10 protein-coding genes are annotated in these 14239 nt (G+C 68.4%); 4 read left to right on the plus strand and 6 right to left on the minus strand.

Translation table 11 applies throughout. From position 1 onward, the window contains the following. Window positions 1–36: 36 nt before the first annotated feature. The gene (locus CXQ96_RS04535) at window positions 37–1554 is read left to right on the plus strand and encodes a sodium:solute symporter (protein WP_258058864.1); all 1518 of its coding nucleotides are present in this window, start codon (window positions 37–39) and stop codon (window positions 1552–1554) included. Window positions 1555–1646: 92 nt separating this feature from the next. Here the strand turns inward: CXQ96_RS04535 and CXQ96_RS04540 are convergent, their stop codons facing one another. The 6 genes from CXQ96_RS04540 to CXQ96_RS04565 all read right to left on the minus strand — a co-directional run bounded on the left by CXQ96_RS04540 (window position 1647) and on the right by CXQ96_RS04565 (window position 10406). Further along, entirely contained in the window at window positions 1647–5195 is a 3549-nt protein-coding gene (locus CXQ96_RS04540) for a choice-of-anchor I family protein (protein ID WP_104116854.1), read from the minus strand. A 181-nt stretch (window positions 5196–5376) separates the two neighbouring features. After that, the gene (locus CXQ96_RS04545) at window positions 5377–6513 is read right to left on the minus strand and encodes a Gfo/Idh/MocA family oxidoreductase (RefSeq protein WP_308662491.1); all 1137 of its coding nucleotides are present in this window, start codon (window positions 6511–6513) and stop codon (window positions 5377–5379) included. Further along, complete coding sequence (locus CXQ96_RS04550) at window positions 6510–7286, minus strand: ThuA domain-containing protein (protein WP_104116856.1); 777 nt, start codon at window positions 7284–7286, stop codon at window positions 6510–6512. The genes CXQ96_RS04545 and CXQ96_RS04550 overlap by 4 nt, the downstream gene beginning before the upstream one ends. Window positions 7287–7312: 26 nt before the next feature. Beyond that, window positions 7313–8176, minus strand: a complete 864-nt coding sequence (locus tag CXQ96_RS04555; protein ID WP_104116857.1) for a carbohydrate ABC transporter permease — start codon at window positions 8174–8176, stop codon at window positions 7313–7315. 9 nt (window positions 8177–8185) lie between these two features. Beyond that, a complete protein-coding gene (locus CXQ96_RS04560) occupies window positions 8186–9178 on the minus strand; it encodes a carbohydrate ABC transporter permease (protein WP_104116858.1) in 993 nt (330 codons plus the stop codon). Between the two features lie 7 nt (window positions 9179–9185). Then, a complete protein-coding gene (locus CXQ96_RS04565) occupies window positions 9186–10406 on the minus strand; it encodes an extracellular solute-binding protein (RefSeq protein ID WP_104116859.1) in 1221 nt (406 codons plus the stop codon). A gap of 464 nt (window positions 10407–10870) precedes the next feature. On the opposite strand from CXQ96_RS04565, the gene CXQ96_RS04570 reads away from it, so the two are divergent. The 3 genes from CXQ96_RS04570 to CXQ96_RS04580 all read left to right on the plus strand — a co-directional run bounded on the left by CXQ96_RS04570 (window position 10871) and on the right by CXQ96_RS04580 (window position 14206). Further along, window positions 10871–11899 (plus strand): LacI family DNA-binding transcriptional regulator, encoded by a 1029-nt coding sequence (locus CXQ96_RS04570; protein WP_104116860.1) that lies wholly within the window; start codon window positions 10871–10873, stop codon window positions 11897–11899. Window positions 11900–12191: 292 nt separating this feature from the next. Next, complete coding sequence (locus CXQ96_RS04575; protein ID WP_104116861.1) at window positions 12192–12965, plus strand: glycosidase; 774 nt, start codon at window positions 12192–12194, stop codon at window positions 12963–12965. Between the two features lie 269 nt (window positions 12966–13234). Then, window positions 13235–14206, plus strand: a complete 972-nt coding sequence (locus tag CXQ96_RS04580; RefSeq protein WP_104116862.1) for a peptidase — start codon at window positions 13235–13237, stop codon at window positions 14204–14206. Window positions 14207–14239 lie beyond the last annotated feature (33 nt).

Here is a 14239-nt window from a genome sequence, read left to right on the forward strand (position 1 = left end):
TGAAGAATTGCAACAACTATTGCATAATCTATTGCAATGGGAGCTGGATCACACCAGACTGCTCTGAAGCACCGGCGTCCGCCGGGCATCAGTGAGAGGTTCTCCCCCATGCAACCCGTGCACGTTCTCATCCTCGTGGGCTACATCCTGCTCATGGTCCTGGTGGGCGCATGGTTCAGCCGCAGGAAGAAGGTCGCCGACGGCGAAGACTTCATGCTGGCCGGACGCTCCCTTCCGGCGCCCGTCCTCGCCGGCACCCTGCTGGCGACGTTCGTCGGCTCCGGCTCGATCATCGGCGGCGCAAGCTTCGTCTACACCTACGGTCCCGTAGCCGGCATCTTCTTCTTCGCCGGCACCGTGGTCGGCATCATCTGCCTGTACTTCATGGCCACGAAGGTCCGGCGGCTGTCGCACCACACCATCCCCGAGATGCTCGAGGTGCGCTTCGGCAGGCCCGTGCGCATCATCGCGACCGTCATCATCCTCGTCGCGTTCGTGGGCATCACCGCCTACCAGTTCACGGGCGCCGGCTCGATCCTGAGCATCATCACGCCCCTCAGCACCGCCCAGGGAACGATCGTCGCGGCCATCCTCATCACGTTCCTCGCCCTCGGCGGCGGGCTGAAGTCCGTGGCCTGGACCGACTTCATCTCCGTGATCATCATCGTCCTCGCGCTCGTGGGCACGCTGGCCGTCGTGTTCATCGCCGACGTCGGCGGCATCGGCGGCTACGTCGACCGCCTCGACCCCGCCCTGACGTCGCTGACCGGAACCCTCACCCCAGTGCAGCTGCTGGGCTACTTCCTGCCCCTGTTCCTGCTCATCCTCGGTGACCAGAACATGCACCAGCGACTGGCCGCCGGCCGGAGTGAGGGCACGGCCCGCAAGGCGACGATCGGCTTCTTCGTCGGCGCCGTCGTTCTCCTGGGCACGATCATCCTGCTGGCGTCGTCGTCGTCCTTCCTGCTGCCCGACATCGAACCCGGACAGGCAATCCTCGGCCTCGCGGGCACGGATTTGGTGCCGCTGGGTATCGGCGGACTCCTGCTCGCCGGCGCCTTCGCGCTGATCGTCACGACGGGTTCGTCCTACCTGCTCACCTGCTCGGGCAACATCGTCTACGACCTCGTGCTCCAGCGCCGCAACAGCTCCCGCGATCCGCAGCGTGCCCTGAAGCTCGGCCGCTGGGCCGTCCTCGCGGTGACCGTCCTCGCCTACGTCATGGGACAGTTCTTCCCGAGCGTGCTCGCCCTGCAGATGTACGCGTACACGATGTACGGCGTGGCCATCACCCCCGTGGTCCTGGCCGCCCTGTTCTGGAAGCGCGCCACGTCGTGGGGCGCGATCGCCGGGATGGTCGTCGGCGGCATCGCGACCGTGGTCTGGCAGTCCTCGGGCCGGGCCGCCGAGATCAACGCCGTCGTGGTCGCCCTGCCCCTCGCGGTCGCGGCCCTGGTGATCGTGAGCCTCGTGACGCGCCGGTCGGTACCGCACGACAGCGACGACGCAGGAACGCCGTCGACCGCACCCCCGCTGGAGACCAGGGCCTCCTAGAACTCCGGGGCCGATGACGGGCCGACCGGCAGAGACGCAGAAGATCCCCCGGCGCAGCGCGCGCCGGGGGATCTTCTGTGTCGGGTGGAGGATCAGCCCTGCGGGCTGCCACCCTCGGCCGTTCCGGGACGCCGACGCCGGAGCAGGAGGAGCACGCCGCCCAGCAGTGCGAGGACGAGTCCGATCCCTGCGATCAGCAGGACGTTGGCGCCGGTCTGGGCCAGGTTCCCGCCCCATCCGTAGGATTCGTCGTCATCCCCGGAACCACTGCCGGAATCATTCCCGGCACCGCCGTCAGCGAGGGGGTCGCCCGCCGGATCGGTTGCCGGATCCGTCGGCTGATCCGTCGGAGGATCCGTCGGGTCACCGGTAGGAGGCGTGGGTTCACCGGCAACCGCCGCGCGTCCCAGCGGCGCCGACTCCACGGGATTGAACGCCTCGAAGTACGCGACCGTCGCTGCGAGGTCTGCCTGGCCCGTGTCTGCCCGGTTGGTCCCCTCGGCGAGCGTGACGAAGTTGTCGCCTCCTGCCGCGAGGAACGAGTTGGTCGTCACCCGGAACACTTGGTTGTCGGTGATCGGCGCGCCCTCGAAGCTCATGGAGACGATGTGCTCGCCGCGCGGAGCGTCCGGGTTGTAGGTGTAGGTGAAGCCCTCGGAGATACCGAGGTGCAGCTTCGAACGCGACGCGCCCTCCGGCTGCCACTGTTCCTCCAGCACCTGCTTCAGCTGCGCACCCGTGAGGTCCATCGTGAGCAGCGTGTTCGCGAACGGCTGCACCGTGGCCACCTCCTTGTAGGTGACGACGCCGTCCTCGCCGTACAGCAGGTCCGCCCGCAGGCCACCCGGGTTCATGAGCGCGATCTGCGCGGGCTCGCCGCCGAACTCCTCGTTCGACGTCGCCCACAACTGGATGTCCGCCACGAGGTTGCCCAGCGACGACTCGACGCCGCGGTCGGAGCCGTTGACGCCGCCGCGAAGGATGTCCGCGGTGATCGACCCGACCGGCTGTGCACCCTGCTCCTCGGCAGCGGCTGCGGCCTCGGCGACGATCTGCTCGACCTCGGGATCCGCGGCGTACAGCGGCTTCCCGTCGGCCGTGAGCGGCAGGAGCGCCGAGGTGACCGACACGATCGAGTTGTCCGCCCGGTTCACCTCGATCTGCAGCTGGTCCAGCGTGGTGCCGTACTGGCCCGACTGCAGGACGGGACGCTCGCGGCCGTCCTCCCGGCTTGCCACGGGGAACGAGCAGTTGTACTGCTGGTGCGTGTGGCCGGAGAGGATCGCGTCGATCCCGGCGTCCGCACCACGGACCAACTCGCCGTACACCGTCGCCTCGGTGGCGATGGTCGCGCAGTCCGAGGTCTCGGACCCGTCGTGGGCCAGCAGCACCAGGACGTCGGCCTCGCCGTTGGCCTCGTCGCCGTCCTTGAGCTGTGCTGCGACCCGATTGGCTGCCTCGAGCTGGCTGCCGAACTCCAGGCCCTCGATGCCGGCGGGTGATACGGCCGACGGCGTGGACTCGGTGACGGTACCGATGAAGCCGACGCTCACGCCGTCGACCTCCTCGATGTAGTACTCGTCGAGCGCAGGTTCGCCCGTTGCGGCATCGTAGACGTTCGCGCCGAGGCCGAACTGTGTGCCGCCGAAGCGCGGGAGGACCCGCTCGGTGAGGTCTGCGAAGCCCTTGTCGAACTCGTGGTTGCCGACCGCGGAAGCGTCGAGCCCTCCGGCCTTGAGCGCATCGATGGTGGGGTTGTCCTCGGAGATGAACGAGGTGAAGGTCGAGGCTCCGATGTTGTCACCCGCGGAGACGAACAGCGTGTTCGGGTTCTCCACCGTCAGCGCGTCCACCGCTCCTGCCAGTACGGCAGCTCCGGCCTCGGCGCCATCGGCCTCGATGTGCCCGTGGAAGTCGTTGATGCCGAGCACCTGGAGGGTGGTCGTCTCCGGAGCCGTGAGGTCGTTGATACCGAAGAGTGTCGTGGTTCCGGAGACCTCGTTGCCGACGGCGAGCACCGGCTGACCCGTGGGAGAGCCCTCCGCCGGGATGAACGCCAGCCCTTCGGGCCCGAGGTCGCCGGCGAGCGCCAGGTTGCCGCCGTCCTCGACGGACTCGGCGAAGTTCCGGTTGTTGACATAGGTGACGAAGGTACTGGCTGCAGGGGTCGTGATGTCGTAGACCGCTATGCCGCCGACGCGCTCGAAGCCGATGAACGCGTACGTACGCCCGCCGACCTCGCCGATGGCCAGGTTCTCGGGCTCGGGGCCCTTGTCGTCGCTGCGCCCCTCGAGGTTGGACTCGGAGTGGTTCGAGTTGAAGAACTCCGGGCTGGCGGCGGCGGTGATCTCCTCGAAGTCCTGGCCGGAGTCGAAGACCTGCTGTCCGCTGGTGGTCCAGATGGAGAAGCTGCGGCTGCCGAACGCGTGAAGCTCGTCGTAGCAACCGGCTTCGGTGAGGCCGCTCGCGGTGCTGATGTTCAGGCGACCGAGCAGGGCGTCACCCGTGAGTCCGACGAGGGGGCTCGTCGCGCACAGCGGCGGCAGATCGCCGGTGCCAAGGTCCTTCACACGGGCTGGTTCCGCGTAGCTGCCCCACTCGCGGGCATCCCCTTCGTTCGCGGTGACCAGGTAGGTCTGGCCGCCCGCTGCATAGGCATTGATGCCGTCCGGCATGTACAGGCCGTGAAGTCCCTCGTAGGTGCGGATGTTCTGCGTCGGCGCGTCCCGGGGGTCCCGGTCGGAGGCGTCGAGCCCGTTGCCGGGGAGCCCATGGTCCTTGGCGCCTAGCGGCCAGATGTCCGTGACGGTGGCGGAGACCAGGTCGACGACGGCGACGGCGTTCGCCTCCTGCAGCGCTGCGTAGGCGGTATCACCGTCGATCGCGATGTACTCGGGCTCGAGCCCCTCCGAGACCGGACGCGCGGAGCCGGGAATCCCGGCGAAGATGCGGACGCCGTCGGGCAGTGCCTTGCCTCCGCCGGCCTCGAACGCTCCGAAGCCTGCGGTGCGGACGGCCTCCTGCTGTGGAGCCGACACGGTGTCAGGCAGTGACACGACGCTGACGGAGCCTTCCGGGTCGACGGTGTACTCGTCGTTCGGCTCGCCCTCATTGGCGACGACGGCCCTCGTCCCGTCCTTGGAGATGCTCACCATGTCCGGCAGCGCCCCGACCTGCACCGACCCGAGAATCGCGCCTTCACCGGCCGCGTCGAAGAAGACGAGCGACCCGGCGTCGGTCTTGACCGTCGATTCGAGCGCGATTATGCCGAGGCCGTCGGGGCGGATGGCGACGGAGTTGGCGACGCCGGGTGCCGACAGGGTGAAGAGCTTCTCCGGCGCGGACGCGTTGGTGGCGTCGAGCACGTCCACCGCACCCAGCAGTGCGTTCACGACGAAAAGGCGCTTGGTGCCCGCGTGGTACGCGACGATCTCGGCAGCCGACTCGTCGAACAAGCCACTCTCGTACGAGCCGAGCGGGGTGAGCCCGAGCGCCGCGCCGGGAGCGGAGTAGGTGATGGGTTCGGGCACGACGGCGGCTTCCGCCGGGAGTGCCAACAGGCAGGCTCCGGCGACGGCGGCAGCAACGCCGGCGGCAGCGCACTTCGTGAGCGCGCGATGAAACGGACTGGACGGAGGCATGCTTCTCCCGGGTGATGGATCGGTGGTGTTCCTTCCTGTGTACGAATCCAAGATGGCGGGGAGGTGAATGCGCGGCGGACCCGGAGTGACGACGGCAGGGACAGTGGGGGGGTGGAAGCGCGAACGGCGACGGCTGGGCTGCAACCAGCCCGGCCATCGCCGTCCCGACACCAGCCCGGTCTTACGCGGACCGGGCGCCCTGAACCTCCCCGACGCGCGCCCTCGCGGAGCCCCACGACTCCAGCGCAGCGCGCACGTCCGCACGCCGTTCCGATGCCACAGCGGCCCGGTAGGCCTCCTCGACGACGTCGTCGATCAGCACCCGCTGCCCCGACGACGCCGACTGCACCGCGGCCTCCACCATCGCGAGGCTCAGCACGTTCGAGTGCACCTCCCCCGACGGCACCTCGCCGGACCGCAAGGACGCGACGAACTCCGCGAGCGCACCGGCGATCTCCTCGTCGTGCGAAGCCGGTGCGGTCGAGGCTGGAGCGCCGTCGGGCACCAGCGCGGAGACCGGCGAGCCGTCCCCGTCCCACGCAGCCGATCCGCCGGCTCCGTTGACGCGCCACGCACCGTTCCACGACGTCTCCAGCCCGTCGGCACACCAGCTGCCCGTGTACACGTAGCGCGTGCCGCCGCTCATGGTGAACACGGCCGTGGCCGCGGCGTCACCGCTGTACCAGCTCCACGACGGGTTGAATTCCTCGCAGTACACCGACACCGGATCCTGGTCTAGCAGGAACCGCACGGCGTCGAACGGGTGGATGGCCATGTCCACCAGGAGCACATGCGCCATCTCCTCGCGGAATCCACCGAAGTGCGGCGCCTTGAAGAACTCGGTGGTCACCACGCCGACGTCGCCCAGCCCGCCGGTGATCGCCTTCAGCTCGGTGAGACCGCGGAAGTACCGGCGCGACTGGCTGATCATGAGCAGCTGCCCGGAGACCTCCGCCGCGGCGGCCAGCGACAGCCCCTCGGCGACGGTCGGCGCCACCGGCTTCTCGCACAGCACCGGCAGCCCGGCGAACATCGCCTCGACGTTGACGGGATGGTGCGCCGCCGGCACGGTCACGTTCACGACGGCGTGCGCACCCGTCGCGAGCGCAACCTCGGACACGCTCGTGCCCAGCACCACGTCCAGCCCGAACTCCTCCACCGCGGACTGCGCGGTGTCGAGGTTGAGGTCCACGAGCCCGACCAGTTCGACGTCGTCGTTGGCCTGCAGCGTGCGGATCCACGCCCTGCCCATGCCGCCCGCGCCCACCTGCACGATGCGCAGCGGCCCGGTGATATCGAGGGTCGCGAAGGTGATCACGTGCTCATCGCCCCCTGGTAGCCGTGGCCCGTGTAGAAGTCCTCGGTCTCGTAGCGCAGCAGCACGGGATCCGTGCGCTCCGGGCGCAGTGTCTTCGCCCATTCGACGCCGTTCGCGATGACCCTGCGTACGTCCTTGTGGTGGTAGACCGGGTAGTCCTGATCGCCGGGGCTGAAGAAGAAGATTTTCCCGAAGCCGCGCTTGAAGGTGCAGCCGCTGCGGAACACCTCGCCGCCGCTGAAGGTGCTGAGGAAGATCAGCTCGTCCGGCGCGGGGATGTCGAAGTACTCGCCGTACATCTCCTGCTCCGGAATGATGAACGGGTGCGGCACGCCCTGGGCGATCGGGTGCGCGGGGTTGACCGTCCACACGATTTCGCGGTCCCGCTCGGACCGCCAGCGCAGCGTGCAGGACGTCCCCATCAGCTTGCCGAAGATCTTGGACCAGTGGCCCGAGTGCAGCACGAGCAGACCCATGCCCGCCAGGACGTGGCGGTGGACGCGCTCGACGACGTCGTCCAACACCTCGGCATGGGCTGCGTGGCCCCACCACACGAGCACGTCGGTGGACTGCAGCACCTCCTCGGTGAGGCCGTGCTCGGGGTCGTCGAGGGTGGCCGTGCGGACCTGGGCCCGCTCCCCCAGGTTCTCCTCGATGCCTTCGCGGATGGTGGTGTGCATGCCCTCGGGATAGATCGCGCGGACCTCGGGCTGGACCTGCTCGTGGCGGTTCTCGCCCCAGACGAGGACCCGCACTGGTTGTGTGGTGTTCATGGTGTTCCTAACTCTCGGATGGAGAACTACTTGACGGCACCGCCGGTTGCACCGGCAGCGATGAACTTCTGGGCCAGGATCAGCAGTGCGATCGCGGGCAGGGAGGACAGGACGGCGGTGGCCATGACTGCGCTCCAGTTGGACACCTGCGTGCCCAGGTACTGGTAGATGCCGAGGGTGACCGGCCGCACCTCGTCCGTGGTGGTGAGGGTCAGGGCGAACAGGAAGTCGCTCCAGGAGAACAGAAAGGCGAACAGCCCTGCGGTGATCAGCGAGTTGCGGCTGATCGGCAGCACGATCGACACGAAGGCACGCACCAGGCCCGCGCCGTCGACCCTCGCCGCCTCCACGATCGAGGTGGGGATCGCGATCATGAAAGCCCGCATGATGAGGATGACGAACGGGATGGCGTGCGTCGCATCCGCGAGGATCAGCCCGGGGATGCTGTTGAGCAGCCCGAGGTCGTTGTACGCCGCGTAGAGCGCGTTCGCGATGACGATCCCGGGGATCATCTGCGAGATCAGGATGGCCAGCAGGGCGATGTTGACCCAGCGGAACCGGAACTGGGCGAGCGCGTACGCCGCCGGCGCCGCGACCAGCAGGCTGAACACCACGGTGCCCAGCGAGATGATCAGGCTCGTCACCAGGTTGGCCCCCTGCTCCGAGATGGCCCGGGCGTACCCGTCGAAGCTCGGGTTCCAGGGGAAGAAACTGGCGTTGAGCGTATTGCCGGAAGGCTGCAGCGACGCGTTCACCATCCAGTAGACGGGGAACAGCATGACGGCGAGGAACACGATGCCCAGCGCGGTGTAGCCGGCGGAGCGCGTACGCTGCCTGCCCGCCCGGCGCTGCGCCGGAACGGAGAGGGCCGGAGCTTCAAGAGTGGTCATGTCTCTCCCCTACTCGTCGACCGCGCGCCGGTTGGCGCGGAGGTAGATGACGGCGAACACCAGCGAGATCAGGATCAGGATGTTACTGAAGGCAGCACCCGCGCCGAACTCGAAGTTGATGAACGATTCCTGGTACGAGCGGATGGACAGCGTCTGCGTCGCGTTCGCCGGTCCGCCGTTGGTCAGGCCCAGGATGATGTCCAGCACCTTGATGGTGTAGACGACGCCGAGCACGAGCACCACGCTGATGACGGGTTTCAGGTTGGGCAGCGTGATGTTCCAGAACGCCTTCCAGCCCGTCGCACCGTCGAGCGCACCCGCCTCGTACAACTCGTCCGGGATGTCCTGCAGACCCCCGTAGATGATGGTCACGTTGAACGGGATGCCCACCCAGATGTTCACCAGCACGACGGCGATGAGCGCCACCGACGGGCTGGTCAGCCACGGCACGGCGTCGAGCCCGAAGGTTCCGAGGAACCGGTTGAGGATGCCGGAGTCCTGGTCGAGGATCGACCGCCACGTGGCGCTGGACACGATCAGCGGCAGCAGCCACGGCAGCAGGAGCATCGAGCGCAGGAAGTTGCTCAGCGGGAAGCGCCGCTTGAAGAAGCAGGCCAGCGCCAGCCCGATGAGGAACTGCCCCGCGATCGACCCGACCGTGAACAGTGCCGTGTTGACCATCGAGGGCCAGAAGAGGCTGCTGTTCAGCACCGCCTCGTAGTTTGCCAGCCCCACCCAGGGCGCCTCACCGGTGAAGAAGGTCTTCGTGGTGTAGGCCTGCAGGCTCATGGTGACGTTCTTGACCACGGGGTAGCCGAAGAACAGCAGGAGGTAGAGGGCCGCCGGCGCGACGAACAGGAGGCGGACCACGCCTTCGCGGGTGAGCCGCTTCCGCGTGCGGACCGGGGGCAGCGCACCAGGAGTGGGCGCCGCCGTCGTCGGCGCTGGACGTGTTCCGGGAAACGCCTCCGGCGCCGTTTCTGATACTCGCTGGGGAGTCATGCCCGCGCTATCCCGCCGAGGCCTGTTCGAACGCTTCCTCAGCGGAGGCCTTGCCCGTCAGGGCGAGCTGGACGGCGTTGTAGATGACCGTCGCGGCTTCGGGCCACTGCTCGCCGAGCTGGCCCGTACGCGAGCGGGCGTTCGCCACCTGCTCGGTGAAGGACTCCATCTCGGGAACGCGGGTGACGTACTCCTCGGCGAGGGTGGTCTTCGTCGGAACGGTGTAGCGCGCCTCGGCGAGGGCGAGCTGGTTCTCGTCGTTGCTGATGCACTGCACGAACTCGGCGGCTTTGGCCTGCTTCGCGTCATCCCCGGTGACCGGGACCGTCCACACCTCGCCGCCGAGCGGCGCGATCGACGTCTGGCCGGGCTCGTTCACCGGGATCTGCACGGAGTCCCACGCGAGGTCCGGGCTCTCCTGAAGGGCTGGGATCTGCCAGGGCCCGTTGACCATCATGGCCGCCTTGCCCGCCGCGAACTGATCCTTGACGTCGGACTGCGACCAGTTGATGACCGAGCTCGACGCCGACCCGCTGTCCACGAGGTCCTTCCAGAGCGCCAGGCCCTCGGCGACCTCCGGGCTCGTCAGGTCGGTCTCGTCGCCGCCGTTCGACCACATAAACGGGAGGAACTGCCAGCTGCCCTCGTACGTGGCGATACCCGAGAACGCGACGCCGTACGTCTCGCCCTGGGTGAGTTTCGCGGCCGCGGCCTTCAGCTCGTCCCATGTCGTGGGGGGTTCGACGCCGGCGGCCGCGAGCAGCTCGGTGTTGTAGAAGATGCCTAGGGTGTTGGCCGTGGGCGCCAGCCCGTAGACCTCGCCCTCGTACGTCGCTGCCTCGAGCATGCCCTCGGCGAAGCCCGACGTGTCGACGTCGTACTCGCTCAGCGGTGACAGTCCGCCGGTCGCGGCGATCTCCTGGACGTCGGGATTGTCGATCATGAGGACGTCGGGAAGGGTCTTCGACGACGCCCGCTGCAGCACCTTCTGGATGAGGTCCTTGCCGGGGACGGTCTCCCGCTCGATGGTGACGCCGAGCTCGGTGGCGCAGCGGTCGATGGCTTCCTGCACCAGCGTCTTGTCGGGTTCGTTGTTGTAGTAGTCGACGACGGTGAGGGACTCGACGTCGCCCCCTGCCGTGCTTCCGCCGCCGCCCCCGCCGCACGCGGTGAGGGTGAGGGGTGCGAGGACTGCCATCGCGGTGAGGCCGGTCATTCTGCGCTTCATGGGGGGCTCCTTTGCCTGGTGAACTGATGAACGGATGAACTGATGACGGTGGACGAGCTGTCAGGACGTGCCGTGGTGCTGGAGGCTATGCGCCGGGGCTCCGGCCCGGGCAGGCGTTCGGACCCGGACGTGGTCGCGGACGAACCGTTTCGAATCAGGGCCTTCAGCGCGGGTGCAGGGGTCGAAGGGGCGGGGCGCCGCCGTTCGAGCTCCGGACTCTGCTGCCTGGACGGACGGCCTCCCGAGGAGGGACGCCGTGGGCGATTGCGGCACGACCCAACTCCTTCCTCATCGAATGGATGTCCTCTGCGGCTGGTAAAACGCTTAACCGGACCGTGGGAAGGAGTCTGCCCGGTATCGCTCGGACTTGTCAAGGGTGCATCTAAACGCTTTACTTCATCGATAGGGCTGACGATGTACGAGGCGCCGGAACACGCGCCGCTTCCACGCCGAGAAGGGTTTCCATGGCCACCATGCAGGACGTCGCGCGACTGGCCAACGTATCGATCGCTACCGTCTCGTTCACCATCAACAACACGAAACCGGTCGCCCCCGCCACCCGCGCCAAGGTGGAGGCCGCCATGAACGAGCTCGGTTTCCGCCGGAACATCGTCGGTCGCGCCCTCGCGGGCAAACGCACGCGGATCATCGCACTGCTGTTTCCCGCGCTGCAGCATTCCTTCAGCGGAACCGTCGTGCAGTTCTTCACCAGTGCGGCCGCCGCGGCGCAGGAGCTCGGCTACAACCTGGTGATGTGGCCGATCAGCAACGACGCCGGCCAGACCACGGAGCTGACCTCGAGCGGCCTGGTCGATGGCGTCGTCCTCATGGAGGTCCAGTTCGACGATCCGCGCGTCGAGGAGCTCGAGAAGTCCGGCACGCCGTTCGTGCTTATCGGACGCACCCGCGACCCGCGGTCGCTGACATATGTGGACATCGACTTCGAGGGGACGCTCGTTCTGGCCGTCCGCCACCTCGTGGGGCTCGGGCACTCCCGGATCGCCCTGCTCGACGACTCGGTGGGCAGCCGCGACCTCCGGACCTTCGGCCCCGTCAGCCGGTCGCGGCACAGTTTCGAGGCCGAGATGCACCGTCTCGGCCACGAACCGGCCGCCCTCACGTGCGAGGCGAGCCCGAAGTCCGGCACGGCAGCCGCCCACGAGCTCCTGCGCTCCTTCCCCGACACCACCGCCGTGATCGTCCAGAACGAGCTGGCCGCCACGGGCTTCGTCAGCGGACTACGGCACCAGGGCATCGACGTTCCCGGCGACATGTCCGTCCTCTCCGTCGGGTCCTCCGCGGAAATGGCAGCTATGGCCGATCCGGAACTGACGGTCATGTCCTCTCCCAGCACCGAGCTGGGCCGCATGGGTGTCGAGGCCCTGATCGATCAACTGGAAGGCCGCGCCTCCGGCTTGCGGCAGGAACTGGTCATGTGCAGGCTCGAGGAAGGACGGTCGACGGGCCCGCGTCGCGACCGGGTACGCGAATAAAAGGCGTCATCCGGCGAAGCCTCGTGCCTGGAGGGCGGACGCTCCGATAAAATCAGGGTGCTGTCGTCATCAGCCCTGGCACCTCCGGGATCGCCAGGGTGGGGATTCGCTCCTGGTTACCGCTCCACGGGCGGTGCACCCGCGGTCGTGATGGACGGCAGGCAGCTGCCTGAACCCCACGAAGGAGACCGTCATTACCCCCCGGAATCGCACCAATGCCCGACTGCGCACCACCCTCGCCCTACTGGCCGACCACCAGGCATCCGGCACGTCCGTCTCCCCCAGCGAACTGATGTCGCAGGCCGTTGCAGCAGCCCCCTTCGACGCGAAGGAATCCGAGCTGCTCGCGGGCGGCGTACCGCGCGGCTTCAAGGCGCTGACGACGGCGACGTCGAAGCTCGTGAAGGCCGGCTGGCTCGTCAAGGGCCGCGGCGGCTGGACCGCCACCGAGGAGGGTGTCCGCGCGGTGAACGCCTTCCCCGATCCGGACTCCTTCGTCAACGCCATGATCAGCGGCGCGCCGATCCCCGAGCAGCCATTGGAGGCTCCCGCGCACGCGCCGCAGTCGCCCGAGCAGCTGGGCGAGGAGGCGCAGGCCGTGCAGGCGGAAGCTCCCCTCGCCGAGGACCCGACACCTCCGGACGTCACACCGACCCTCGAGGTATCCGCCGAGGAAGCGCCCGCGGGCTCCGGGGCGCCCGCCGATACGTCGACTGACACCGGGGCACCCGCTCCTGCTGCGACCGCCGGTGACGCCTGGCACGACCAGCCGCAGTCCGTCACGCTCTCCGGCGACTTCGATCCGCTGTTCGGCGAAGCCGGCCACTGGTCCACCGACGTCCGCGAGCTCCAGCTCTCCTTTGACCCGGCGGGGAACGCCTGGAAGCAGACGCTTCGCCTTCCGGCCGGCACGTACCAGTACAAAATCGTCGTCAACGGCTCCTGGGATGAGAACTACGGCCGCTTCGGTGTGCGGGACGGCGAGAACCACGAGCTGCACCTGCTCTCGGACACCGCCGTGACCTTCCGGTTCGACTACGGCACGAAGGACATCGAGACCTCCTAGGCCTTCTGGTCCGGACGGCTCCGTCCGCTGCCCGCCCGGCAGCAGGCGGGGCCGTCGTCGTTCCCGGCCCTTCCGCCGTCGTCCCGAGCAGCGGCACCTGGGTGCGCCTGCCACACGCATCAGGCCTCGCCGCCACGCATTCGGAGGCACCACAGCAGCCTTTGCGCAGCTTTTTCCAAAGAGCCGTCCGGAACACGACAACCACCACGAGATGCACGCAGGATAGAGCAGAGCAGCCGGAACGAGGGAGTAGCAGGACAATGGGGTCGATGGATCGCGAGTGGTATCACGAGGACCGCGGCACGCGGGCCGACGGCGTGCGCCGGTCGCCGTCGGGCAGGGTCCCCCAGTGGTCCATCGACGACGCCCTCGGTCGACCGGCCGCTCCCCCGGCCTGGCGTCCCGCCCCCACGATGACGACCACGACGACACGCCGGCGCCGACTGACCGCTCGTGCCCGGCTGCGGCTCGGTACGGCGGCGGTTCTCGCGCTCGTCGCCGTCCTGTACCTCACGCCGTCGCTGTTCGACCGGTTCGTCCTGCCCGTCGCCCTTCCGCACGTTCCCGGCGCCGACGTGCCGCCCCGCGGGGTCGGCGCTCACGACGCCCCTCTCGGCACCCCTCCACGCGCACCGGCGTCGACGGCCTACTCCCTCCTGGAATCGCCGGTCGAGTCGCAGGAGTGGGTCGCCTACGACCCCTGCCGTCCGGTGCACTACGTGGTCCGGCCCGACGGCGCACCCGCCGGAACGGAGGGCCTGATCCAGGAGGCGGTCGCCGAGGTCTCCGCCGCCACCGGACTGCAGTTCGTCGACGACGGTACGACGACGGAGGCGCCCACCGAGAAGCGCGACCTGTACCAGCCGGAGCTGTACGGGGAAGCGTGGGTGCCGCTGCTCATCACCTGGACGAGCCCGGCCGAGATCCCGGGCCTCGCGGGGGACGTGGCCGGACTGGGTGGCAGCGACTACGCCCAGACACCGGGCAAGCCTCTCGTCTACGTGGGCGGACAGGTGCAGCTCGACGCGCCGGACGCCGTCGGGACCCTCCGGGTCCCGGGCGGACGCGCCTACCTGAAGGCGACCATCATGCATGAGCTGGCGCACGTCGTCGGCCTCGACCACGTCGAGGACCCCAACGAACTGATGTACCACGAGAACGTCGGCCGGGTCTCGTTCGGCGAGGGCGACCGGGCCGGTCTGGCGCGGCTGGGAGCAGGCCCCTGCGTGCCGGAGCTCTGAGAGGGCGCCACTGGACTCGCGTGAGGCCGGGCC

The sequence above is a fragment of the Arthrobacter sp. B1805 genome (assembly GCF_002929745.1).
In the GTDB taxonomy this organism is placed as follows: Bacteria; Actinomycetota; Actinomycetes; order Actinomycetales; family Micrococcaceae; genus Arthrobacter_D.